25 protein-coding genes and 1 pseudogene are annotated in these 21,189 nt (G+C 73.0%); 13 read left to right on the forward strand and 13 right to left on the reverse strand.

Going from position 1 to position 21,189, the window contains the following annotated elements; all coding sequences use genetic code 11:
* The first annotated feature begins 8 nt into the window (after positions 1-8).
* From P5P86_RS06220 to P5P86_RS06230, 3 genes are all read left to right on the forward strand, one after another.
* Positions 9-1,337, forward strand: a complete 1,329-nt coding sequence (locus tag P5P86_RS06220) for a hypothetical protein (RefSeq protein WP_280610436.1) — start codon at positions 9-11, stop codon at positions 1,335-1,337.
* A 121-nt stretch (positions 1,338-1,458) separates the two neighbouring features.
* Complete coding sequence (locus P5P86_RS06225; protein WP_280610437.1) at positions 1,459-2,088, forward strand: RNA polymerase sigma factor; 630 nt, start codon at positions 1,459-1,461, stop codon at positions 2,086-2,088.
* Entirely contained in the window at positions 2,069-3,301 is a 1,233-nt protein-coding gene (locus P5P86_RS06230; protein WP_280610438.1) for a hypothetical protein, read from the forward strand. Before P5P86_RS06225 ends, P5P86_RS06230 begins: the two co-directional genes overlap by 20 nt.
* A 36-nt stretch (positions 3,302-3,337) precedes the next feature.
* Here the strand turns inward: P5P86_RS06230 and P5P86_RS06235 are convergent, their stop codons facing one another.
* The 3 genes from P5P86_RS06235 to P5P86_RS06245 form a co-directional block, all read right to left on the reverse strand.
* Positions 3,338-3,673 (reverse strand): antibiotic biosynthesis monooxygenase family protein, encoded by a 336-nt coding sequence (locus tag P5P86_RS06235; protein ID WP_280610439.1) that lies wholly within the window; start codon positions 3,671-3,673, stop codon positions 3,338-3,340.
* A 106-nt stretch (positions 3,674-3,779) separates the two neighbouring features.
* Positions 3,780-4,301, reverse strand: a complete 522-nt coding sequence (locus tag P5P86_RS06240) for a hypothetical protein (protein WP_280610440.1) — start codon at positions 4,299-4,301, stop codon at positions 3,780-3,782.
* A gap of 316 nt (positions 4,302-4,617) precedes the next feature.
* Positions 4,618-5,499 carry an SDR family oxidoreductase gene (locus P5P86_RS06245; protein ID WP_280610441.1) on the reverse strand — a complete coding sequence of 294 codons (882 nt, stop codon included), beginning with the start codon at positions 5,497-5,499 and terminating at the stop codon, positions 4,618-4,620.
* An 83-nt stretch (positions 5,500-5,582) separates the two neighbouring features.
* Here P5P86_RS06245 and P5P86_RS06250 point away from each other — a divergent pair, with 83 nt between their 5' ends.
* The gene (locus P5P86_RS06250; RefSeq protein WP_280610442.1) at positions 5,583-6,161 is read left to right on the forward strand and encodes a TetR/AcrR family transcriptional regulator; all 579 of its coding nucleotides are present in this window, start codon (positions 5,583-5,585) and stop codon (positions 6,159-6,161) included.
* An 87-nt stretch (positions 6,162-6,248) separates the two neighbouring features.
* Positions 6,249-6,773, forward strand: coding sequence for a DUF1990 domain-containing protein (locus tag P5P86_RS06255; protein ID WP_280610443.1), 525 nt, complete (start codon positions 6,249-6,251; stop codon positions 6,771-6,773).
* Between the two features lie 23 nt (positions 6,774-6,796).
* On the opposite strand, the gene P5P86_RS06260 is transcribed toward P5P86_RS06255, so the two are convergent.
* The 5 genes from P5P86_RS06260 to P5P86_RS06280 all read right to left on the reverse strand — a co-directional run bounded on the left by P5P86_RS06260 (position 6,797) and on the right by P5P86_RS06280 (position 11,732).
* Positions 6,797-7,558 (reverse strand): isocitrate lyase/PEP mutase family protein, encoded by a 762-nt coding sequence (locus tag P5P86_RS06260; protein WP_280610444.1) that lies wholly within the window; start codon positions 7,556-7,558, stop codon positions 6,797-6,799.
* A complete protein-coding gene (locus P5P86_RS06265) occupies positions 7,555-8,454 on the reverse strand; it encodes a uracil-DNA glycosylase (protein WP_280610445.1) in 900 nt (299 codons plus the stop codon). The genes P5P86_RS06260 and P5P86_RS06265 overlap by 4 nt, the downstream gene beginning before the upstream one ends.
* 118 nt (positions 8,455-8,572) lie before the next feature.
* Positions 8,573-9,601, reverse strand: coding sequence for a L,D-transpeptidase (locus P5P86_RS06270; protein ID WP_280610446.1), 1,029 nt, complete (start codon positions 9,599-9,601; stop codon positions 8,573-8,575).
* A 108-nt stretch (positions 9,602-9,709) separates the two neighbouring features.
* Entirely contained in the window at positions 9,710-10,582 is an 873-nt protein-coding gene (locus tag P5P86_RS06275; protein ID WP_280610447.1) for a polysaccharide deacetylase family protein, read from the reverse strand.
* 145 nt (positions 10,583-10,727) lie between these two features.
* A complete protein-coding gene (locus tag P5P86_RS06280) occupies positions 10,728-11,732 on the reverse strand; it encodes a M48 family metallopeptidase (RefSeq protein ID WP_280610448.1) in 1,005 nt (334 codons plus the stop codon).
* Between the two features lie 88 nt (positions 11,733-11,820).
* Here P5P86_RS06280 and P5P86_RS06285 point away from each other — a divergent pair, with 88 nt between their 5' ends.
* A complete protein-coding gene (locus P5P86_RS06285) occupies positions 11,821-12,702 on the forward strand; it encodes an RDD family protein (protein ID WP_280610449.1) in 882 nt (293 codons plus the stop codon).
* A gap of 58 nt (positions 12,703-12,760) precedes the next feature.
* Positions 12,761-13,600, forward strand: a complete 840-nt coding sequence (locus tag P5P86_RS06290; protein WP_280610450.1) for an HpcH/HpaI aldolase/citrate lyase family protein — start codon at positions 12,761-12,763, stop codon at positions 13,598-13,600.
* A 55-nt stretch (positions 13,601-13,655) separates the two neighbouring features.
* On the opposite strand, the gene P5P86_RS06295 is transcribed toward P5P86_RS06290, so the two are convergent.
* Both P5P86_RS06295 and P5P86_RS06300 read right to left on the reverse strand, forming a co-directional pair.
* Positions 13,656-14,099, reverse strand: coding sequence for a nuclear transport factor 2 family protein (locus P5P86_RS06295; protein ID WP_280610451.1), 444 nt, complete (start codon positions 14,097-14,099; stop codon positions 13,656-13,658).
* A 22-nt stretch (positions 14,100-14,121) separates the two neighbouring features.
* Positions 14,122-14,406, reverse strand: coding sequence for an SHOCT domain-containing protein (locus tag P5P86_RS06300; RefSeq protein WP_280610452.1), 285 nt, complete (start codon positions 14,404-14,406; stop codon positions 14,122-14,124).
* Positions 14,407-14,517: 111 nt separating this feature from the next.
* On the opposite strand from P5P86_RS06300, the gene P5P86_RS06305 reads away from it, so the two are divergent.
* A complete protein-coding gene (locus tag P5P86_RS06305; protein ID WP_280610453.1) occupies positions 14,518-14,904 on the forward strand; it encodes a DivIVA domain-containing protein in 387 nt (128 codons plus the stop codon).
* A 42-nt stretch (positions 14,905-14,946) separates the two neighbouring features.
* Here the strand turns inward: P5P86_RS06305 and P5P86_RS06310 are convergent.
* Positions 14,947-15,263: pseudogene (locus P5P86_RS06310) on the reverse strand (DUF7144 family membrane protein).
* A 223-nt stretch (positions 15,264-15,486) separates the two neighbouring features.
* On the opposite strand from P5P86_RS06310, the gene P5P86_RS06315 reads away from it, so the two are divergent.
* The 3 genes from P5P86_RS06315 to P5P86_RS06325 are packed head-to-tail and all read left to right on the forward strand — an operon-like array spanning position 15,487 to position 16,997.
* Positions 15,487-16,029 (forward strand): TOPRIM nucleotidyl transferase/hydrolase domain-containing protein, encoded by a 543-nt coding sequence (locus tag P5P86_RS06315; protein WP_280610455.1) that lies wholly within the window; start codon positions 15,487-15,489, stop codon positions 16,027-16,029.
* Entirely contained in the window at positions 16,026-16,493 is a 468-nt protein-coding gene (rnhA, locus tag P5P86_RS06320; protein ID WP_280610456.1) for a ribonuclease HI, read from the forward strand. Before P5P86_RS06315 ends, rnhA begins: the two co-directional genes overlap by 4 nt.
* A 27-nt stretch (positions 16,494-16,520) precedes the next feature.
* The gene (locus tag P5P86_RS06325; protein ID WP_280610457.1) at positions 16,521-16,997 is read left to right on the forward strand and encodes a GNAT family N-acetyltransferase; all 477 of its coding nucleotides are present in this window, start codon (positions 16,521-16,523) and stop codon (positions 16,995-16,997) included.
* Here P5P86_RS06325 and P5P86_RS06330 read toward each other — a convergent pair.
* Positions 16,975-18,615, reverse strand: a complete 1,641-nt coding sequence (locus P5P86_RS06330; RefSeq protein WP_280610458.1) for a purple acid phosphatase family protein — start codon at positions 18,613-18,615, stop codon at positions 16,975-16,977. The two genes, P5P86_RS06325 and P5P86_RS06330, sit on opposite strands and share 23 nt — an antisense overlap.
* Before the next feature lie 116 nt (positions 18,616-18,731).
* Between P5P86_RS06330 and P5P86_RS06335 the strand changes: the two genes are divergently transcribed.
* Complete coding sequence (locus P5P86_RS06335; RefSeq protein WP_280610459.1) at positions 18,732-20,408, forward strand: FAD-binding dehydrogenase; 1,677 nt, start codon at positions 18,732-18,734, stop codon at positions 20,406-20,408.
* 23 nt (positions 20,409-20,431) lie between these two features.
* Positions 20,432-20,773: a non-heme iron oxygenase ferredoxin subunit gene (locus tag P5P86_RS06340; protein WP_280610460.1), complete on the forward strand. Its 342-nt coding sequence runs from the start codon at positions 20,432-20,434 to the stop codon at positions 20,771-20,773.
* 19 nt (positions 20,774-20,792) lie between these two features.
* On the opposite strand, the gene P5P86_RS06345 is transcribed toward P5P86_RS06340, so the two are convergent.
* A complete protein-coding gene (locus tag P5P86_RS06345) occupies positions 20,793-21,131 on the reverse strand; it encodes a DMT family transporter (protein ID WP_280610461.1) in 339 nt (112 codons plus the stop codon).
* Positions 21,132-21,189 lie beyond the last annotated feature (58 nt).

A 21,189-nucleotide genomic window follows, 5' to 3' on the forward strand; every position in this document is an offset into this window, starting at 1 on the left:
AGTGCCGCATGAGCGAGACCAGATCGTTCGCAGCCAGGACCTGGCGCACGGGGGTCGTGACGACCATCGCGACGCTCGCCGTCGCGACGGCGACCGCCGGCGCCACGACGGTGTCCGCCGACGCCGCGCAGACGCAGTCCACCCCGGCGTCGACGTCGATCGCGATCAGCGTCGTCCGTTCCTCCGTCGTCGCCGGTGCCGGCGACACCGTGCGTGGCCAGCTCACCGTCCCCGGCGCCTCGGCGGCGGGCCGGCAGGTCACCCTCGAGGCCAAGACCGCCGGTGTCGACGGCTTCACGCCGGTCGGGACGGCGACCGCGGGCGGCGGCGGTGCACTGTCGGTGAGCGTCACCCCGGAGGTAACGACGCGCTACCGCTGGAACTACGCCGGCGCCGCTGATGCCCGCCCGCGGCTCAGCGGCGTGGCCCTGGTGAAGGTCCGCACGACCTCCCACCCGGCGCGCAGGTTGCCGGCCACGCTCTCGATCCGGTCGGTGCACCACACCGTCGGCTTCGGCGGCCGCGACACGATCCGTGGTCAGCTGCGGTCGCGCGGCGTCGCCCTCCCGCACCGCTCGGTCGTGCTCCAGGCCCACGTGCCCGGGACCACCGGCTGGCAGTTCCGCTCGACGCGGTCCAGCAACCGGCACGGCAAGGTGAGCTTCTCGGTGCACCCGCAGCAGCGGACCGCCTACCGGCTGTTCTTCCTCGGCAGTCAGGTCTTCCGCCCGGCGCACAGCGCGGTGGTGCGGGTCGCGGTCCGTCCGACGGTGACGATCGCTGCGACGCCGCAGCGCATCGATCCCGGGCAGACCACGACCGTGTCGGGCACCGTCAGCAAGGCCGGTACGCCGCTCGCCGGGCTCACGGTCGACCTGCTCGCCCGCAAGGCTCACACCCACGCGGCCTGGAAGATCGCCGGCACCGCTGTCACCGCCGCCGACGGCACCGTCTCCCTCGAGGCCACGCCGGCGGTCGACACGTCGTACCGGCTCCGGGCCCACCACGCGACGGGGGTGGCGGCTGCGCTGAGCCCCGTCCTGAGCGTCGTGGTGAGCGACCCGACCTCGCTGTCGATCAGTGGTCGCCACACCGGCAGCACCACGGTGATCAGCGGCCGGCTCCTCGGTGACCATCACGCCCTGCGCGGCCGCACCGTCGTGCTGGAGTCCCAGGCCCCCGGGGCCACGGCCTGGACCCAGGCCGGCAGCGATCGCACCGCTCGGCACGGCCAGGTGCGGTTCGTCGAGCCCACCGTGACCGGCACCAGCTACCGTCTGGAGTTCACCGGTGGTGGACACTTCGCTCCCAGCACCAGCGCCACGCTGGCCGGGTAGGGCCGCCGACCGACCGCAGGGAGGACGCACGCTGGACGCGGCGAACGCACCGCGCACCGCCTCCGACCCCGGGTGGCCCCGGGGCCGGAGGCGGCCTCCCGTCGCGGCCGAGCAGCTCGTGGTGGGCGCGCCGCGGGAATCCGCGCAGGACCCGGCGGACGACCCGGCAGACGACCTGGTCCTGGCGCTCGCGGCCGCGCGCCGAGGCGATGAGGACGGCTTCGCGACGGTGTGGCGGGCGCTGCACCCCTCGCTGCTGCGCTACCTGCAGGTCTGCGGCGACGAGGGCCCCGAGGATCTGGCCGCGGAGACCTGGCTGCGGGTCGTGCGCGGCCTGGACGCCTTCGAGGGCGGGATCGCCGAGTTCCGGGCGTGGCTGTTCACCATCGCCCGCCACCGGGCCATCGACCAGGGCCGCCTCCGGGCCCGCCGACCGGTCGTGACAGTGGCCGACCCACAGTCGGTGGGGCCGGTCCCGGAGGTGCCGAGCGCGGAGCAGGTGGCCACCGACAACGAGTCGACCGACCGGGCGCTCCGGCTGGTGGCCACGCTGCCGCCGGAGCAGGCCGAGATGGTGATGCTCCGCGTCGTCGCCGGACTCGACGTCGGCGACGTGGCACGCCTGGTCGGCAAGCGCTCGGGGACGGTACGGGTCAGCGTCCACCGGGCCCTGAAGCGGCTGGCCTCGTCGGCGGACATGCTCCGGCGACACGACGATGAGGGGAGGCGCGATGACGGGCATGAGCGGTGACGACGGCGTCGAGCGGGCGACAGCCGATCGCGAGGAGGAGCTCACCCGCGCCCTGCGCGCACCCGGTACGCCGGGCGAGCTGGCCGACGAGGCGACCTACCGGACGCTGTTCCGGACCCACGCCGCGCACTCCGACGGCCTCGGCGCCGGGTCGCAGCGGCGACCCGGCATGACAGCGGTCCGGCGGATCGGCATCGGCTCCGCGCTGGCCGTCACCTTCGCCGCCGCGAGTGCGGGGGTGGCTGCCGCGGCGTACTCCAACCACCTGCCCCACCCCGTGCAGACGGTCGCCCACCGGCTACTGGCGCCGATCGGCGTTCCGGCGGCCGGACCCGCGCATGGCGGCGGCGCCCACCACCGGCCCGGAGCACGGGACGGGTCGACGCGGCCGGCTCCCGCACACGGCTCGGCGACGGCGCATCCGCCGACGCATCCGGTCTCGGCGACGCCGTCGGAGTCGGCCAGCCCGTCCCCGACGCCGCAGACCTCGACGTCACCGTCCCTCGAGCCGAGCACGACGCCCAGCACGGAGACGAGCGCGAGCGCGGTCGGCTCCGCCAGCGCGACCGCCGGCACCGTCCCGTCGGACGCGCCCTCCTCGGCGGTGCCGACGGGCACGAGCGCACCCGTCGGGTCGGCGCCGAAGCCGGCCGCGATGAGCATCCTCGCGAGCACCCACCGGGTCGACCCCGGCGACGCCGCCTCGTTCACCGGAGTGGTGCGCGATGCCGACGGCGACGGGCTGCCGCGGGTGCGGGTCACGCTCCAGCGCCGGCTCTCCGGCGGTTGGCGACTCGTCGCTGTGGCCCGCTCGACGAGCGACGGCTCGGTCTCGGTGAGCGCTCCGGCCGCCGGGCAGAGCGCCCGGTACCGGTTCCATGCCCCGGGCGTCCACAGCGCCGCGTGGCGGCTCGCCCTGCGCCCGGCGGTGACGGCGAGCGGCAGCGTCAGCTCCGGTACGGCGACCGTCCTCGCGAGTGTGGTGGGGGCGCAGCCGGGCGACCGCGTCCAGCTGCTGGCTTCCCGAGCCGGCCGATCGGTCGTCGTGGCCGGCGCGAGGCTGGGCTCCGACGGGCGGGTGCGGCTCTCGGTCGCCCAGACGAAGACGCGCCAGCGCTACGTCGTCGTCCTCCCGAGCACTGCCGCGCACCTCGGCGTCCGGGTGCCGGTGGTGCTGACCAGCGCGGCCCGCGCCGACGCGCCGCCGTCGTGACCGAGGCGCTGAGCCGCGACGGCCGACGCGGGGCGCTCAGTCCCGCGTGGGCGTCGAGCCGCCGGCGATCTCGTAGCTCCATACCTCGCTGTGGGTGGAGACGGGTCGCGGCGCGTCGCCGCCGGCGCGCTCGGCCGCCGAGCGATGGCCCTCGGCGAAGCCGGGAGAGGAGACCCACGCCTGGAAGGACGCCTCGTCGCGCCAGCGCGTGATCACCAGCCACTGCTCGCGCTCGTCCGTGGGGCGCAGCAGCTCGAAGCCCTCGAAGCCGTCGGCGTCGTCGACGGCACCGGCGCGGGCGGCGAAGCGGTGGGCGAGCTCGTCACCGGCCCCGGCCGGGACGGTGATGGCGTTGATCTTGATCGTGGTCATGCCGCAAGGGTGGCACGCCGGCCCGCGTGCGCTCCCTACCGGCCGGCCCGGCGACGTGATGCCCGGGCCGGCGCGACCGGCACTGCGACGGGTCGTCGTGACGGCGTCAGGCGGCCGTCGCCCGGGTCGCCTCGGGGACGGCTGCCGGCTCGGCGGCGAGCGCTGCGTCGCGCAGCGCCGTCGCGGTCCGGGCGTAGGCCGCCTGCATCGCGTCGGAGTCGACGGCGCTCAGCGCGTAGGCGCCCAGGTTCAGGGGGTGGTGCGTCTCGAGCTCGAGAGTGCGCCCGAGGAAGTCCCTGAGGTTGGCCACGCCGAGGTCGCCCAAGTGTTCGACGAGGACGTCGATGACCTCGTCGTCGGTCTTCACCTGCCGTACGGCGGCCTGGACCGCGTGCACGGCGTCCGCCTCGGAGATGAGGTGGGTGGTCGCCACGGTGTGGACGACCGGCAGCGCGTCCCAGATCCGGTAGGGCAGGCCGTTGCCGTGGTCGCGCCGCTCCCAGGTCTGGGTCCGGACGGGCTCGGTGGCGAGCAGGCCGGCGATCAGATCGAGAGCGGTGGCGATCTGCGAGGGGCCGGGTGCGGGGGAGCCGAGCGGGTCGGCGGCAAGGTTGTCGAGCTCGTCCATGGGAGGTCGGGTCCTTTCGGCGATCGTGGTGGGCGAGTCGATGTACCCACCCGCGCGCGGGTTGACGCAGCGATTTCGTGACGAGATCTCGCAGCGTGCCCCGCCGTACGCCGAGGTGCGCGTCGCGCCGCCGGCACGATGAGACCCGTGTCACGTCCGCTGGCGCGTTTGGCACGGGGCGAGGCGGTCACTGGAGTGTCGCCCGTTACGCACGTGGCACAACACGACCGAGCGCCCGTTGGCAATGACGCCGACGGGCGCTCGTGTGTGTGGTCGCCGACGTCCCGCTCGATCCGGGGACGGTGTGGCGCAGCGGTCAGGGGCGGAGGTTCTCCAGGTCCGCGAGCAGCTTCGGGTGCGTCGGGTGCCAGTCCAGGCCCCTGCGGGTGGCGGCGCTGGACGACGGCTGGTCGGTCGCGAAGATCGGTGCCATCGCCCCGTAGGTCTCCGGCGGCACCGGCGCGACGGGCAGGCCCAGCCGGCGGCCGATGACCTCGGCGATGTCGCGGACCGCGTCCCCCTCGTCATCCACCGCGTGCCAGGCGGTGCCGGCGGGCGCCTTCTCCAGGGCCAGTCGGAAGAGCGCCGCCGCGTCGAGCGCGTGCACCGCGGGCCAGCGCTGGGTGCCGTCGCCCGGATAGCCCGAGACGCCCGTCTGTCGCGCGATCGCTGTCAACAGTCCGGCGAACCCGCCGTCGCCCTGGTGGTGGACCGTGCGCGGGAGCCGCACCGCCGTGCTCCGCACGCCGCGCGAGGCCAGGTCGAGGATCGCGTTCACCGTGCGGCCGCGGCCACCCACCGGCCCGTCGGTGGGCAGCGGGTCGGCCTCGGTGGAGGGCCGGCCCGGCACCCACGGCGTACCCGAGACGGTGACCAGGGGCCGACCGCTGCCTAGGAGGCTCTCGCCCAGCGCTGTGAGCGCCGCCGTCTCCTCCGCGATCGCCCTGGCCAGCGCTTCGGGACTGCTGAAGTCGTTGGAGAAGGCCAGGTGGATCACGCCGTCGGCGGCCTCGGCACCCGCACGCAGGACGTCCAGATCGGTGAGGCTGCCGCGCAGGGCGGTCGCCCCGGCGGCCTCGGCGGCACGCGCCGAGGCATCGGAGCGGGCCAGGGCGAGGACGGTGTGGCCGTGGCCGAGCAGCTCGGCCACCACGGCGCTGCCGATCAGCCCCGTGCCGCCGGTGATGAAGACGTGCATGGCACTCTCCTGAGGTGATGGGATCATTGTCCCATCACCGTAGCAGGTGATGGGACAAGTGTCCCGTCACGTAGGATGGCGCCGTGGCGCGTTGGGAACCGGGAGCACGGGAGCGGATCGTCATGGCGGCCGTCGACCTGTTCACCGAGCAGGGCTACGACGACACGACCGTCGCGCAGATCGCCGAGCGAGCGGGCATCACCAAGAGCACCTTCTTCCGTCACTTCCCGGACAAGCGCGAGCTCCTCGCCGCCGGTCAGGAGACGCTGAGTCGCCTGCTCGCGGACGGGATCGCCGAGGCGCCGGCCGACGCGACCCCGCTGGGGGCGGTCGCCGCCGGCCTGGAGCGGGCCTCCCGCGAGATGGGTCCGGTCAATCGCGAGCTCGGGCCGCGGATCGCGGCTGCGGTCGCCGCCAGCACCGAGCTCCAGGAGCGGGCCATGCTCAAGAACATCGGACTCTCGGCCGCGATGACCGATGCGCTGGTCGGCCGCGGCGTACCCGACCCGGTCGCCCATCTCGCCGCGGAGATGGGCGTGCTCGCGTTCAAGCGCGGCTTCGCGGCATGGTCCGAGGGTGATCACGGTGCAGGTGACGAGCTGGCGCCGTACACGCTCGCAGCGCTGGAGGAGCTGCGCGCCTCGAGCGCGGCCCTCGGGTGAGCCCCCCCTGCACACACGAGGAGCCCCGCGACACCCGCCGCGCCCGCGGGCGTGTGAGCGCGCGGCCCCATCGGGGACAATCGTCCGGTGCAGGGATTGAATTACGACGCCGTCGGTGCGACGCAGGTCGGGCGGCCGGAATGGACGATGCGCCCGGACGGGTTCCGCCGCCTCGAGCACACCGTGCCCCTGGGCTCGGACGATCGCTGGGACCAGACCTGCGAGGCGATCCTGCGGTGGGCGGTGAAGGCCCGCAGCGGGTTCAGCATCGAACCCGCGCCGGGGGAGTCGCTCGAGGTGAGGCCCGGTGCCGACCTCACGGTGCGGGCAGGATGCGGGCCCTGGTCGGTCTCCGAGCCCGTCCGTGTCGTCGAGGTGGTGGCGACGCAGCAGCGATGCGGCTTCTCCTACGGCACCCGGACGGGTCATCCGGTGCGCGGCGAGGAGGCGTTCGTCGTCCATCGTCGCGACGGCCGGATGTGGTTGACCCTGCGCTCCCTCACCAGGGCCGGAGAGGGCCGCTGGCGCTGGGTGTTCCCGGCCGCGCTGGTCGCCCAGCGCTGGTACCGGCGCCGCTACGAGCGCGCGCTGCTGCCCTCGCGCACACCCTGAGCGGCGTCACGCTCCACCGCGCCTCAGCGCCAGGGCGTCACCAGCTCGGTCACGCTGTCGGCGAGCGCCATCTGCAGCAGCGGTCCGAAGGTGATCCGCTGGACGCCGGCGGCCTTGAGCTCCTCGAAGGAGCCGGCCGGAGCACCCTTGGTCGGGTGGGCGGTCACGTTGACCGGGCCGGACAGCTCGTCGAGCAGGATGCGCAGGGTGGCGGCGTCGGGGATGCCGACGGGATAGACCGATCGGGCGCCGGCGGCCTCGCAGGCCTGCAGGCGGCGTACGGCTTCGGCCAACGGGTCCTCGAACGTCGCGGTCTTGCCGAGGAAGGCGTCGGTGCGGGCGTTGATCACCAGCTCCACCCCGGCGGCGTCGGCCGCCGCGCGGATGGCGCCGATGTAGTCGGCGTGCTCCTGGACCTCGCGGAGCCGGCCCTGGCTGTGCACGGTGTCCTCGACGTTGATGCCGACCGCACCGGCCTCCAGCACCCGCTCGACCAGCTCCGCGGCGGGGGTGTCGTAGCCCGACTCGACGTCGGCGGTGACGGGTACGTCGACGGCCGCGGTGATCCGCCGGATGCCGTCCAGCGCATCGGCCAGCGTCATGCCCTCGTTGTCCTTCTGCCCGCGCGAGTCGGCCAGCGGGTGGCTGCCGATGCTCAGCGCAGGGAAGCCGGCCGCCACCACCGTCCGGGCCGACCAGGCGTCCCAGACGGTCGGAAGCACGAGGGTCTCGCCGGTGTGGTGCAGCCGCAGGAGCTCGCTGGCCTTGGCGCTCACGTCAGTCATGTCTGCAGCATGCCAGGCGGCCGGTGAGCCTCACCCAGGGAAGCGGCGCGGGCGAGGACGCCGTCGAGCATCGGCTCGGTGAGCCTGCCGGTGAACGTGTTCTGCTGGCTGGGGTGGTAGCAGCCCAGCAGCGTGACCTCACGCCCGTCGCGACTCAGCGTCGCTTCGACGCCGTGGCCGAAGCGCGGCTTGGGCCGGGCGATCCGCCAGCCGAGGGCGGCGTAGGAGCGCAGCGTCGCGTCCCACCCGATCGCACCGAGCGCCACCACCACGCCGACGCGGTCCGCCAGCAGGCTCAGCTCCGCCTCGATCCAGGGCGCGCACGTGTCGCGCTCGAGCGGTGTGGGCTTGTTCTGCGGGGGCGCGCACCGGACAGCGGCGACCATCCGGGTCTCGGGCAGCTCCAGGCCGTCGGCCGCGTGCAGGCTGGTGCCGCGGGTGGCCAGGCCGACCCGGTGCAGCGAGGCGAACAGCCAGTCGCCGCTGCGGTCGCCGGTGAAGACCCGGCCGGTGCGGTTGGCGCCGTTGGCAGCCGGGGCCAGGCCGACGATGAGGATGCTCGGCGTCGGGGAGCCGAAGCCGGGGATGGGCCGACCCCAGTAGGGCTCGTCGGCGTACGCCGCCCGCTTGGTCGCGGCCACCTGCTCGCGCCAGGCGACCAGTCTCGGACAGGCTCGGCAGACGCTGACCCGCGCTTCGAGGTCGGCGAGGCCCACCTGAGGCGGACGGCCGAGCTCGCCCGAGCGGCCGGAGCGGCCGGCCAGGCGGCGTACCTGGGCGGCGGTCCGGGCCACCGGCGTCTCGGCGGTGGCGGGGTCGCCCGGCCAGCCGGTGCCCGGCGGTACCGGCGAGTCGAACAACTCGCCGGTGGCCGGATGGGCCAGAGGTGTGCTCACCCGCGGCTCCGCTTCGAACCCATCACGCTCGCTCCTCTCGTCGGAGCCCGAGCCTAGGACCCGGCAGCTCGATCCGGACGGAGGCCCGACTCGACCCGGACGGAGGCCCGATTCGACGTCAGGCGGCTTGGGTGGTGACCTGCCCCGCGGCACTCCCGGCGAGCCACTGGCTCCAGGTCAGGTTGAAGTCGGCGTACCCGTTGTCGCCGTCGGCCTTGCCCCGGGGCGAGCCGGTGACGGTGACCGGGTCGCCCTCCTTGGAGAGGTTGTAGTACCACTTCGCGTCGGCCATCGAGAGGTGGACGCAGCCGTGGGAGCCGTAGCTGTGGCCGGGGTTGGGATCGCCGGTGGAGTAGTGCAGGAAGGTTCCCGACCAGGTGATCCGGACGTCCCAGGGCAGCGTGAGGTCGTAGTAGTCCGGGTTGTTCTTCTTGCAGGCGATGCCCACGCTGCAGGAGGTCATCCGGATCGTGCGCGACTTGTTCACCACGGCCATGGTGCCGTCCCAGGACGGCCAGTCGGGGCTGCCGGCGTCGCTGGGCATCGTGCGCAGCACCCTGCCGTCGCGGGTGACGACGGTCTTGTGCTGCTTGACGTAGACGTGGGTGCGGACGTCGTCGCCGATGGTGAAGTCGCGGGTGTAGGTGCGGGTGCCGTAGCGGCCGTTGCCGTCACCGACGTGGTCGAGGTCGGCGACCATCTTCACCGTGGTGCCCGGGGTCCAGTAGCTCTGCGGACGGAAGTCGACGCGCCGGTCGCTGAACCAGTGCCATGCGCCGGTGACCGGTGTGGAGCTGGTCAGCGTGAGGTGCTTCTCGATCTTCGCCCGCGCCGAGGTGGCGACCGGATCGGTGAAGACGATCGAGATCGGCATGGCGACGCCGACGGTGGCGCCGCTGAGCGGGGCGATGCTCTGCAGCTGCATCGGGGGACCCGTCGGGTAGTGCTTCTTCGGCTTCGCCGACGCCGTCGCGGAGGGGGCGGTCGAGCCCGACGTCGAGGACGGCGCGGACGTCGAGCCGGCGCTCGCGGAGGTGCCCGGCACCTGACGGGCGTCGGTTCCCGAGCTCGAGCAGGCGGAGAGCGCGAGGACGAGCACCGACGCCACGATGGTGCCCGCCACGCCCAGCCTGCGAAGTTCCCTCACCGCTCCATTGAAACCCGGGCCGGCAAGGACAGGTCAAAACGACGCGTCGCCAGCCGACCGGGCGACGGCGATCTCGACCCGATGGTCGGCGCCGAGCACTCAGGTCGCTCAGGGGAGCGCGACGAAGCTGAAACCGCGGTGCTTGAGCGCGGGGATCACCTTCTGCAGCGCGCGGAAGGTCTCCGACCGGTCGCCGCCGCCGTCGTGGCACAGGATGATGTCGCCGGGGCGCGCGGCCAGCATCGCCCGCTCGATGGCCGGCGTGCCGGGGCGGGCCCAGTCGCGCGGATCGATGTTCCAGTCGACCGGCAGCATCTCCTGCCGGTTCAGCTCGGCGAAGAGCTTCGGCCCCCAGACGCCGCCCGGCGCCCGGAACTGGGTGGGCCGGTGGCCGGTCGCATCGTGGATCGCCTCGTTGGTGCGCACGATCTCGCGATGGATGTCACGCCGGCTGCGGAACGGGAGCCGTTCGTCGTGGGTCCAGGTGTGGTTGGCGATCGCATGCCCCTCGGCGACCATCGCGCGCACGATCCTCCGGTTGGGCCGGACCTGCTCGCCGATCAGGTTGAACGTGGCGGTGACGTGGTGCTGGGCGAACAGGCGCAGATAGCGCGGCGTCCACAGCGGGCTCGGGCCGTCGTCGACGGTCAGCAGCACCGAGCGGTGGGGGAAGTGGATGTGCCGGCTGCGGTGCAGGAAGTCGTCGAGGTCGTAGATCGGCGTGTGCCAGTGCTTGGCCCACCGCGGCGCATGGGTGCCGAGCACCGGTGGCACGTTCGGCGTCGGCACCGCCGCCGCAGGGACGAGCGCCCGGGTCAGCGCTGCGCTGGCCGGCCGCGTCCCGCCCTGCGCGCGGTGCCGATGGCCGGGTGAGGTCGCCGCCTCGACACCCAGCGCGCCCCAGCCGACGACCGTACCGGCAAGCCCCAGGAGCACGGTACGGCGCAGCAGCCGCCCCGGCCGCTCCGGTTCGATCCCCACGTCTCGTTTCCCATCCCGTCGGCGTCCAGTTCGCGAAAGTCCGGCGGTCATCATTCCGGTCGGAAGGCCCGGATCGGGGAGCAATCGCCGAACCGGTCCGAACAGTCAGGTGGAGATCCGGTGAAGACGCGCGACCCCGGGGCGATCAGTGCCGGCCGAAGCGCTCGTCGAACCAGCCCTTGGCCACCCCGACCAGCCCGCCGAGGTCGCGCAGCGCCCCCGCCAGCGCGTCCTGGGCGCGGGCGAAGCTCTCCGCGTAATGCGCGGCCGCCTGGCGCGCTGCCTCGCTCACCGGCGCGCCCGCATCCTCCTCACGACGCGGGTAGGCCCCACCCAGGATCGCTGTGTACTCGCCCCCGTCGACCCAGCGCCGCGCCTCGGCGGCCCGCACCACCGCGAACGGGTGGCTGGCCTGCTCGACCAGCGTCAGCCGCAGGAACGAGTCGCGCAGATCGCCCGACGCGCGGTACTCCGCGCCCTGCGCCAGGAAGGACGCGGCGTCCAGGTCCGCGAGGTGGCCGCCGCCCGCGAGCTTCATGTGAACCCGCAGCGCCACCGCCGGGTCCTGGGTGGCGAGCAGCCCGGCCCGGTCGGCGGAGAGCTCGGAGGTGCGCGACCACTCCATCAGGGCCGCCACGATCACGCGCAGTCCCAGGCCGCCCAGGGGGAGCGCGCTGAACAGCCCGCTGAAGTGCAGCAGCCGCATCAGGAGCGTGCGATAGACCGCATGACCGGACAGGGCGTGACCCAGCTCGTGCCCGAGCACGAAGCGCAGCTCCTCCTCGTCGAGCAGGTCGACCAGGCCGGAGTTGAGCACGATGACCGGCTTGTCCATCCCGATCGTCACCGCGTTGGTCGTCGGGTCGTTGACGACGTACAGCTCGGGCAGCTCGCGCGCGTCGAGCACCTGCCCGACCTCGGCGAGCAGCCGGTGTGCCACCGGGAACTGGCGCTCGTCGACCCGCACCGCGCTGCCGAGCAGCACCAGCCGGGTGGCGCGCTCGCTGACCAGCCCGTTCATCGTCCGGATGACGGTGTCGAAGCCCTTCAGCTTGCGCAGCGCGACCAGCGCACCCCTGTCGGTGGGGTGCTCCCAGGTCCGGGAGCTGATGTCGGTGAGGACGACGCGGGAGCGGGACGGGACGGCCATGGCAGGCAGTCTCCACCACCGTCGCGCGCGGCGCGGCGACATCGCTGGAGTCGTCGATCGCGAGACCGGCGGCACTAGGGTGAGGCGCGTGAGTACGCCGGCGCGTGGTCGTGACGCTGGGCCCGGCCAGGGCCAGCGGCAGGAGCCCGGTCTGATCGGCCGGGTCGCGGGTGCCGTCACCGGCCGGATGGTCGGCGTCGTGCCCATCGAGGCGGTGCTGGACAACGTCGACGTCAACGCGGTGCTCGACGAGGTGGACGTCAACCGGCTGCTCGAGCGCATCGACCTCGACCGGCTGATGGATCGCGTGGACGTCGACGCGCTGCTCGACCGCGTCGACGTGGAGCGGATCGTCGACCGGGCCGGCATCCCGCAGATCGTCGCCGAGACCACCGGGCACCTGGCCGGCGGCACGCTCGACCTCGCCCGGGCCCGGCTCGCCGACGCCGACCGCCTGGCCGCACGGATCACCGACCGGGTGACGCTGCGGCGCCGTACCCGTCCGGCCTGGCGCGACCCCGCCACCGGGCTGCCCCAGGCCTACGCCGGCGCTGTCAGCCGGCTGCTCGCCTGGCTGGTCGACCTCGGTGTGGTCCTGGCGGCGTACGCCGGAGCCGACGCGGTGCTGCACCTGCTCGTCGACGCCTTCGGGCTCTCGGGCACCTGGCTGACCGACCAGGGCGCGCGGCTGTTGGCGGCTGTAGCGCTCGGCGCCTGGGCGGCTGTCTACGCCACGATCTGTGTCGCGGTGGCCGAGGCCACTGTCGGCAAGTGGCTGGTCGGCTTGCGGGTGCAGCGGCCCGACGGGACGGCTGTCGGTCCCGCCCGGGCCCTGGTGCGGGCGGCGGCGTTCGCGCTCTCGACCTCCCTCGGTCTGGCCGGTCTCGCGCTGATCGCCTTCCAGCGGCGTTCGCGCGGTCTGCACGACCTGATCGCCGGGACGGTGGTCGTCCACGTCGGCCGCAGGTGACTCAGCGGTAACCCGGGGCGGCGCTCGACGCCGTCGGGGCGCCGGGAAGAATGGCGGCGTGAACAAGCACAGGAAGATCGGACCCGAGGACGCCCGCTCGTGGCTGCTGGTCAACGGCAGCCGCGTGGAGCTGTTCGACGCGGCCTATGAGTCGCCCGCTGACCAGATCGTGCTCGACATCGAGGACGCCGTCGACCCCGCCGCCAAGGACGAGGCCCGGCGCGGTGTGATCGAGTGGCTCTCGCACGGGGAGCGACAGGCCTGGGTCCGGATCAACGACCACACGACGCCGTACTGGTCCGACGACGTGAGCCAGCTCGCCGGCGTTCCCGGCCTGCTCGGCGTGATGCTGGCCAAGACCGAGTCGGCCGCCGACGTAACCGAGACGTTCGACCGGCTCGGTGGCTCCGTGCCGGTCCTCGCGCTGATCGAGTCGGCGCTCGGCATCGAGGAGGCGGTCTCGATCGCCCGTGCCCGTGGCGTGGTGCGACTCGCGTTCGGCAGCGGCGACTACCGCCGCGACACCGGCACCAGCGCGGACGACCTGGCGATGGCCTATCCGCGCTCGCGCCTCGTGGTGGCCTCGAGGATCGGCGGCCTGCCCGGCCCGGTCGACGGCCCCACCGTCAGCAGCAGCCATCCGGTGCTGCGCGAGCAGGCAGGCGTCACCGTCTCCCTCGGCCTCACCGGCAAGCTCTGCCTGGACAAGGAGCAGCTCCCGGTGATCAACGAGGTCATCAGCCCGGCGCCGTCCGACGTCACCTGGGCGCGCGACTTCCTCGCCGACTTCGACGCCCGGGGTCAGGTCATCCGCGACGGCAGCGACCTGCCGCGGCTCGGTCGCGCCCGCAAGATCCAGCGGCTCGCCGAGGTCTTCGGGGTCAGCCCGCAGTCCTAGCCGAGGCTCGCCCGGGCGCTGGGCGAGAGGGCGCGTACGACGGATGCGCCCTCGCTCAGTCCCCGGGCAGCAGGCCCAGAGCGTCGAGCAGCGCGACCTCGTCCCAGTACTGCCGCAGCGCCGAGATCCGGTCACCGTCGAACGCCACGGCGGTGGCGCCCTCGAGACGCACCGGGCGGCCGACGGCCTGCACGACGGTGGTGCGCTCGTCGCCGTCGTCGACGCTGAGGTCGGAGGCGAACTGCGCCGTCACGACCCATTCCGCCCAGCCGCTGTCGCCATCGATGCCGATCGTGCCGATGTCCACGCCGAGGTCGGACATGATCGTGTCGCGCAGCGCCAGCTCGGCGGCGAGCTCGGCACGGCCGGCGACGAAGAGCGCCGGGGTGGTGAAGGTGACGTCCTCGGTGAAGACGGATTCGAGCTCGGCCGGATCCGCGCCGGCCGTCATCGCCAGGGCACGTCGCACCAGGTCGGCGCGGGGATCTTGATCTGTCACGATCGGTCCTTCCATCGGGGGTCTAGAGCCCGAGCAGCTTGGCCTTGGCGGCCGAGAACTCGGTGTCGGTCAGCTCCCCGGCGGCGTGCAACTCGGTGAGCTTCTGCAGGCGTTCGAGCGTCGGATCGACGGCGGTCGGGGTCGAGGCCGCCGGCGGTGGCTGGGTCGCGGCGTACGCCGCCGCGGCCTGGTCGTTGTACGCGTTCTGCTCCGCGCGCTGGCGACCCACGTGGTAGGCGACGCCGGCGGTGGTCGCTCCGGCGGCGAGCCGTAGCAAGGGCCTCCGCGGTCGGAAGAGCAGTCCCATGATCCGTCCTCTCGTGGGTTCGGCTCGATCCTCGGCCGGGCATACGCGGGCGGGGCTCACCCGGACCGGGTGACGAGGCCGATGCACGGGTCGTCGGGGCACACTGTGCGGGTGAACGAATCGCTCGCCGCCGAGGTCGAGAACTGCCGCTTCACGCCCGTACGGCTCCGGGCGGGCTACGACACGGGTGAGGTGGACGACTTCCTCGATGATCTGTGCAGGCGCCTGCGTGCCGGGGAACCCGTTGCCGCGTTCGTCGCGGGGGCGCGGTTCACGCCCGTCCGGATGCGCGAGGGCTACGACATGGGCGAGGTCGACCGGCTCCTGGAGCGCGTCGTCGCCGGCGCCGCCGATGCGACTTCGACGGCGAGCCCGACGGTGGGCCCGACGGTGAGCCCGACGGCTCCGGCACCTGCTGCCACGCCCCAGGAGTGGATCAACCCGGTCAGCGAGGTGACCTCGCCGCTGGCGCGGCTGTTCCGCCGCCGTCGCGACTGATCGAACCCGGCTGATCGGAGCTCGGGGCCGACGACGCGACCCTCAGTCCTCGTCGCCGACGCGCAGCTGGTCGCACAGCGCCCACAGGACGAGGGCGTCGAACCCGAGCAGGATCACCGCTCCGGCCGGGTTGTGCGGCAGGAAGAGGAAGCTGCTCACCGCACTCACGATCGCCACACCAATGCCGCCGACCATGCCCCAGCGCCGTCCGGTGATGATGCCGATCGAGACCACCATCGCGACCAGGCCGACCACCATGTGCACCCAGCCCAAGCGGTGACGCTGATGTCGAAGATCTGTCCGCCCGAGGCGTAGACCTTGTCGTTGGCCACCGCGGCGATGCCCTGCAGGAACTGCATCAGGCCCACGCCACCGAGCAGTACGCCGGCGAAGAGGACCGCGGAGCCCGCGAACAGGCTCTGGGTGGGGTCGGCGTACCGGCGATGCACGGAGGGTGTGCTCACACCATCACGCTAGGTCGCGGGGTCCGTCGAAGGGTCACCCGAATCGGGCGGCAGCAGCCGGCGCGGGCCGGCCGACCTGGTGGGCGCAGCCGCCAGCGCCGGCACTATGCTCCCGCGCATGGCACGACCCATCACCATCCTCGTCGAGGGCGACTCCGACAAGGCCGCCGTCGAGACCCTCGCCCCGCGCTACGGCGTCGACCTGACCGACGAGAGCATCGAGGTCGTGAGCATGGGCGGCGCCGGCAACGCCGGTCGGTTCATCGCGGAGAAGGCGTCGGCGGGGCGCCGCGTCGGCGGGCTCTACGACGAGGCCGAGGAGCGCTTCTTCGCCCGTGCCCTCAACCGTCAGGAGGGCGAGGACCTAGGCCGGCAGGGCTTCTTCGCCTGCCGGCGCGATCTGGAGGAGGAGCTCGTCCGGGCGCTCGGCGTCGCAGCCGTGACCGAGCTGCTGGAGGGCAGGGGTGACCTCGCGGGCTTCCGCTCCTTCCAGAACCAGGACGCGCACCGGGCCGACGAGGCGGCGGACCAGCTGCGACGCTTCATCGGCGCCAACGGCGCTCGCAAGCGGACCTACGCCGCCGCGATGGCCGACGCCGTGCCGCTCGAGGCGATCCCCGAGCCGCTGGAGGGTCTGCTGAGCTGGATCTGGAGCGCATGAGCGCCATCGGCGAGACGAGCGACATCGTCACCATCCACACCGACGGCGGCTGCCGGCCCAACCCCGGGCCGGGCGGCTGGGGCGCCGTGCTCCGGTTCGGGACGCACGTGCGCGAGCTGTACGGCGGCGAGCCCGGCTCGACCACCAACAACCGGATGGAGCTGACCGCGCCGATCATGGCGCTGGAGACGCTCAACCGGCCGTGCGAGGTGCACGTCTTCACCGACAGCACCTACGTGCGCAGCGGCATCACCTCGTGGCTGGCGGGTTGGAAGCGCAACGGCTGGAAGACCTCCACGAAGCAGCCGGTGAAGAACGCCGACCTGTGGCAGCGGCTGGAGGAGGCGTGCGAGCGACACCAGGTGGAGTGGTTCTGGGTGAAGGGGCATGCCGGCGTGGCCGACAACGAGCTTGCCGACCAGCTCGCCACCCGCGGCATCGAGGAAGCGGTCGGCGGCCGCTGAGCCTGCTGGGGCTGGCAGGCTGGCTTCATGACGCTGCTGCGAGCCGCCCGGCCTGAGGAGGCGGCGTTGATCTCCGACCTGGCGCTGCGCTCCAAGGCCCACTGGGGGTACGACGCCGCGTTCCTCGAGGCCTGCCGTGCCGAGCTGACCTGGACGGCCGAGCAGTGCGGGAGCGGCGACGTGGTGCTCGCCGAGCGGGACGGACGGGTGGTCGGCTTCTACGCACTGGGCGTCGGCGCGACCCCGGACCGGGGCGAGCTGGACGCGTGCTTCGTCGAGCCGGCGGTGATCGGGAGCGGCGTCGGCGGCGTACTCCTGCGGGGTGCGCTCATCGAGGCGCGGCGCCGGGGCTGGCGTCGGCTCGCGCTCGACGCGGACCCGGGCGCGGAGGGCTTCTACCTGCGCCACGGAGCCCGCCGGGTGGGTGAGGCGCCGAGCGGTTCGCTCCCAGGACGGCTGCTGCCGCGCCTGGAGTTCGTGCTCAGTGGCTCCGCGGACGGGTGAGGGTGAAGGTCTCGAACGGCGTCAGCGTCCCGTAGGGGCCGCCGACCTCGTAGTAGGTCACCGCGATCGTCGTGTGTCCGCCCGGCCGGCCCGGGTCGACGTCGAAGGAGGCGAAGCCGTAGGAGTGCGCGGCATCGCGGGTCCCCGACCAGACGGCGTCCTCGGTGACGTACGTCGGCGTGCCGTGCGTGACGGTGCCGGGCGCGGCACTCGGGCGGTCGGAGACCGAGACGATCACCCGGCACTGCGGCGGGTCGAAGAGCAGCTGGTTGGAGGGCGCCGAGGTCCCGCCACCGCCGATGATCATGTGCACCGTGCCCTGGGTGGTGTCGACCACGTCGAGCTTGTCCACCGTCGGGATCGGGGTCAGCGTCTGGTTGTCGGTCCGGCCACGGATCGCCTTGGAGCGCTCGTAGTGGTGCTCGTGTCCGCAGACGACCAGGTCCACGCCGTAGGCGTCGAACAGCGGCAGCCATTCCTGCCGGATGCCCAGGTCGGCGCCGTTGAAGTTGTTCGCGGTGGAGATCGCCACCTGGTGCATGCAGACGACGATCCAGTCGATGTCGCGATCCGCGCGTGCCTCGCGCAGCGTGCGCTCCAGCCAGGCCTTCTGTGCGCCCTTGGAGTAGCCGAGGACCCGGATGTCGCCACCGTCCTGCAGCGCCACGTCGTCGTTGGCCAGGAACACGAAGCGGACCGCGCCGACCGTGATGGCGTACCAGAGTCCGGCGGTGGTGTCGGTCTGGCCTGGCTGCCGCGGGGTGTCGAAGTAGGTCTGGAACGCGCTGTAGCCGATCGAGCCGTTGCCCAGCTCGTTCTCGTGGTTGCCGGGTGCCGGCATCCAGGCGCGGTGACGCGCGGAGCGGCTGTTGTTGTTCCAGAAGTCCGACCAGCTGCGCACCCGGTCGGTGGCGAGGTTGGCGTAGCAGAGGTCCCCGTTGAACAGGTGCAGCAGCGGCTCGAGGCTCTCCACGCCCGCGGTGGTGTCGCCGGCGGCCGGTGAGCCCAGGTTGTCGTTGACCCAGGTGGTGCCCGACTGCTTGCCCACGGTCGGAGTGCCCTGGTCGCCGAAGCTGGTGAACCGGAACGCGACCCGGCCGCGCGGCGCGGTGCGGAAGGTGCCGAACTCGGGCTTGGCGCCGTCGTGCACCGCCAGGTACATGTAGTCGGTGCCGGGCCGCAGGCCGGTGAGCCGGGCGTGGTGGGCGTAGACGACGGTTCCGGACTTGCCGTCGGTGTAGCTGGCCACGTCGGCTGTGACGGCCTTCTCGAACGTGCCGCCGTTCTTGGCGATCAGCACCTTCGGGTGGGTGGTGCGCGCGACGGTGTGCCACGTCACCGAGACCTCGCGCGACGCGTCGGCACCGAAGCCCACGTGCAGGCCGGCGACCGGTGGGACCGGCCCACCGGCGGCCCCGGTGGTGGGGCCGGTCGCCGGGCCCGCCACGGAGCCGGTCGAAGAGCCGGGACGGGCGGCGCCGTCGCGGGCGCCGGCAGCGACAGGGGAGGCGGAGGCGGTGGAGGCGAGGCCGCCGGTGGCGGCGAGGGCGCTGGTGGCGCCGAGAGCGGCGAGGAGGCTGCGGCGGCTGACGTCGGAGCCCCGAGGCGAGGAGGTCATGGCACGACCCTGGCCCGCCGGGCGGGGTGGTGAGCCAACCCGACGTGAACGATGGGGGAAGCCTTGTCGCAGCGATCGGAGCCCCTGACCCGACCGACCGTGCCAAGATCGGGAACATGACGCAGGCCGAGCAGATGCAACGGGCAGACATCATCGTCGTGGGTGCCGGGCTGGCAGGGCTGGTGGCAGCGGCCGAGGCGGCCGACGCCGGCAGGTCCGTGCTGCTGGTCGACCAGGAGCCCGAGCAGTCGCTCGGTGGCCAGGCGTTCTGGAGCCTGGGCGGCTTGTTCCTCATCGACAGCCCCGAGCAGCGCCGGATGGGCATCAAGGACTCGCTCGAGCTGGCCACCCAGGACTGGCTGGGCAGCGCCGCGTTCGACCGTGAGGAGGACCTGTGGCCGCGCCGCTGGGCCGAGGCCTACCTCGACTTCGCGCACGGCGAGAAGCGGTCCTGGCTGCACGCGATGGGGCACCGGCTCTTCCCGGTCGTCGGCTGGGCCGAGCGCGGCGACGGCCGCGCCGACGGGCACGGCAACTCCGTGCCCCGGTTCCACATCACGTGGGGGACAGGGCCTGGTGTGGTGGCCCCGTTCGAGCGCCGGGCGCGCGAGCACGCCGCGGCCGGGCGGATCCGGTTCGCCTTCCGCCACCGCGTCGACGAGGTCGTCGTCGAGGGCGGTACGGCGACAGGTGTCCGCGGCCGTGTCCTCGAGCCCAGCACGATCGAGCGCGGGCAGGCGTCCTCACGGGTCGAGGTCGCGGACTTCGAGCTCCGGGCCCAGGCGGTGATCGTGACCTCCGGTGGCATCGGAGGCAACCACGACCTGGTCCGCAAGGCCTGGCCGGCCCGCCTGGGCACACCGCCGGCGTCGATGGTCTCCGGCGTACCCGCGCACGTGGACGGACGGATGATCCAGATCACCCGCGACGCCGGTGCGCGGATCATCAACGAGGACCGGATGTGGCACTACGTCGAGGGCATCCGCAACTGGGACCCGATCTGGGCCAATCACGGCATCCGGATCCTCCCCGGCCCCTCCTCGCTGTGGCTCGACGCGACAGGTCGCCGCCTGCCTGCTCCGAACTTCCCCGGCTTCGACACGCTCGGCACCCTCAAGGTGCTGCGGGAGAGCGGCTACGACTACTCCTGGTTCGTGCTGACCCAGAAGATCATCGAGAAGGAGTTCGCGCTCTCCGGCTCGGAGCAGAACCCCGACCTCACCGGCAAGTCGGTGCGCGGCGTCATCGAGCGGGCACGCAAGGGTCCCGGGCCGGTCGAGGCGTTCAAGCAGTACGGCGAGGACTTCGTGGTCGCCGACTCGCTCAGCGACCTGGTCGCGGGGATGAACAAGCTCGCCGCCGACGACCCGAGTGGCCCGACGATCGACGAGCGCGAGCTGCGCCGCCTGATCGAGGCGCGCGATCGCCAGATCGAGAACCCCTATGCCAAGGACGCCCAGATCACCGCGATGTACGCCGCCCGGCACTACCGCGGCGACAAGCTCTCCCGGGTGGCCAAGCCGCACCGACTGCTCGACCCGGCCAACGGGCCGCTGATCGCGGTGAAGCTGCACATCCTCTCGCGCAAGACCCTCGGTGGCCTGGAGACCGACCTCTCCGGACGGTGCCTGACCGCCGCCGGCGTGCCGCTCCCCGGCCTCTATGCGGCGGGCGAGGTCAACGGCTTCGGCGGAGGCGGAATGATGGGCTACAACGCGCTCGAGGGCACCTTCCTCGGCGGCTGCTTGTTCAGCGGCCGCACCGCGGGCCGCGCCGCGGCCGCTGCGGTCTGAGCGCCTCGACCTCAAGGAGACAGATGAGCACCGGAATCCGCGTCGCCGCCCTCGACGACATCGCCGTCGGGGAGGGGCTCGCGATCTCCAGCGACCTCACCGGCACCGAGGACGACATCGCCCTCCTGCGCGACGACGACGGCACGGTCTACGCGCTCAACGACACCTGCACCCATGCCGTCGCGTCGCTCTCCGACGGCTGGGTGGAGGAGGGCGCGGTGGAGTGCCCGGTGCATGCCTCGCGGTTCTGCCTCAAGAACGGCAAGGTGCTGGGGCCGCCCGCCAGTGCCGACACGGTCGCGCACCGGGTCGAGGTGCGCGACGGCGAGGTCTACCTGTTCCCGGGCGAGCAGCCGGCGCAGTAGGCGTCCCCGGGCGGTCTTCTCAGGCGTGCGAGCTGCTCGCATTGAGGACGATCACGCCGCCGATGATCGCCGTCATGGCGACGACCTTCAGCACCGACATCTGCTCGCCGTAGGCGAGGCACCCGATGACGGCGACGGCGACGGTGCCCAGGCCCGCCCAGGTCGCATAGGTGATGCCGAGCGGCAACGTCTTGACGACGACGGACAGCAACCAGGTGGCGGCGGCGTACCCCGCGATGACCGCCAGCGACCAGCCGAGCTGGTGGAAGGAGTCGGTCCGCGGGATCGCGGCCGTGGCGCCGACCTCGAAGCCGATGGCCGCCATCAGCAGGACCACTGCGACCAACACGATGCTCACCACGCCTTCCGACTCAATGTATGAAGCGCTCGCTACATACGACACCATCAGCGTAGCA

Origin of the sequence: Nocardioides sp. BP30, from assembly GCF_029873215.1 — a bacterium.
Taxonomy (GTDB): Bacteria; Actinomycetota; Actinomycetes; order Propionibacteriales; family Nocardioidaceae; genus Nocardioides.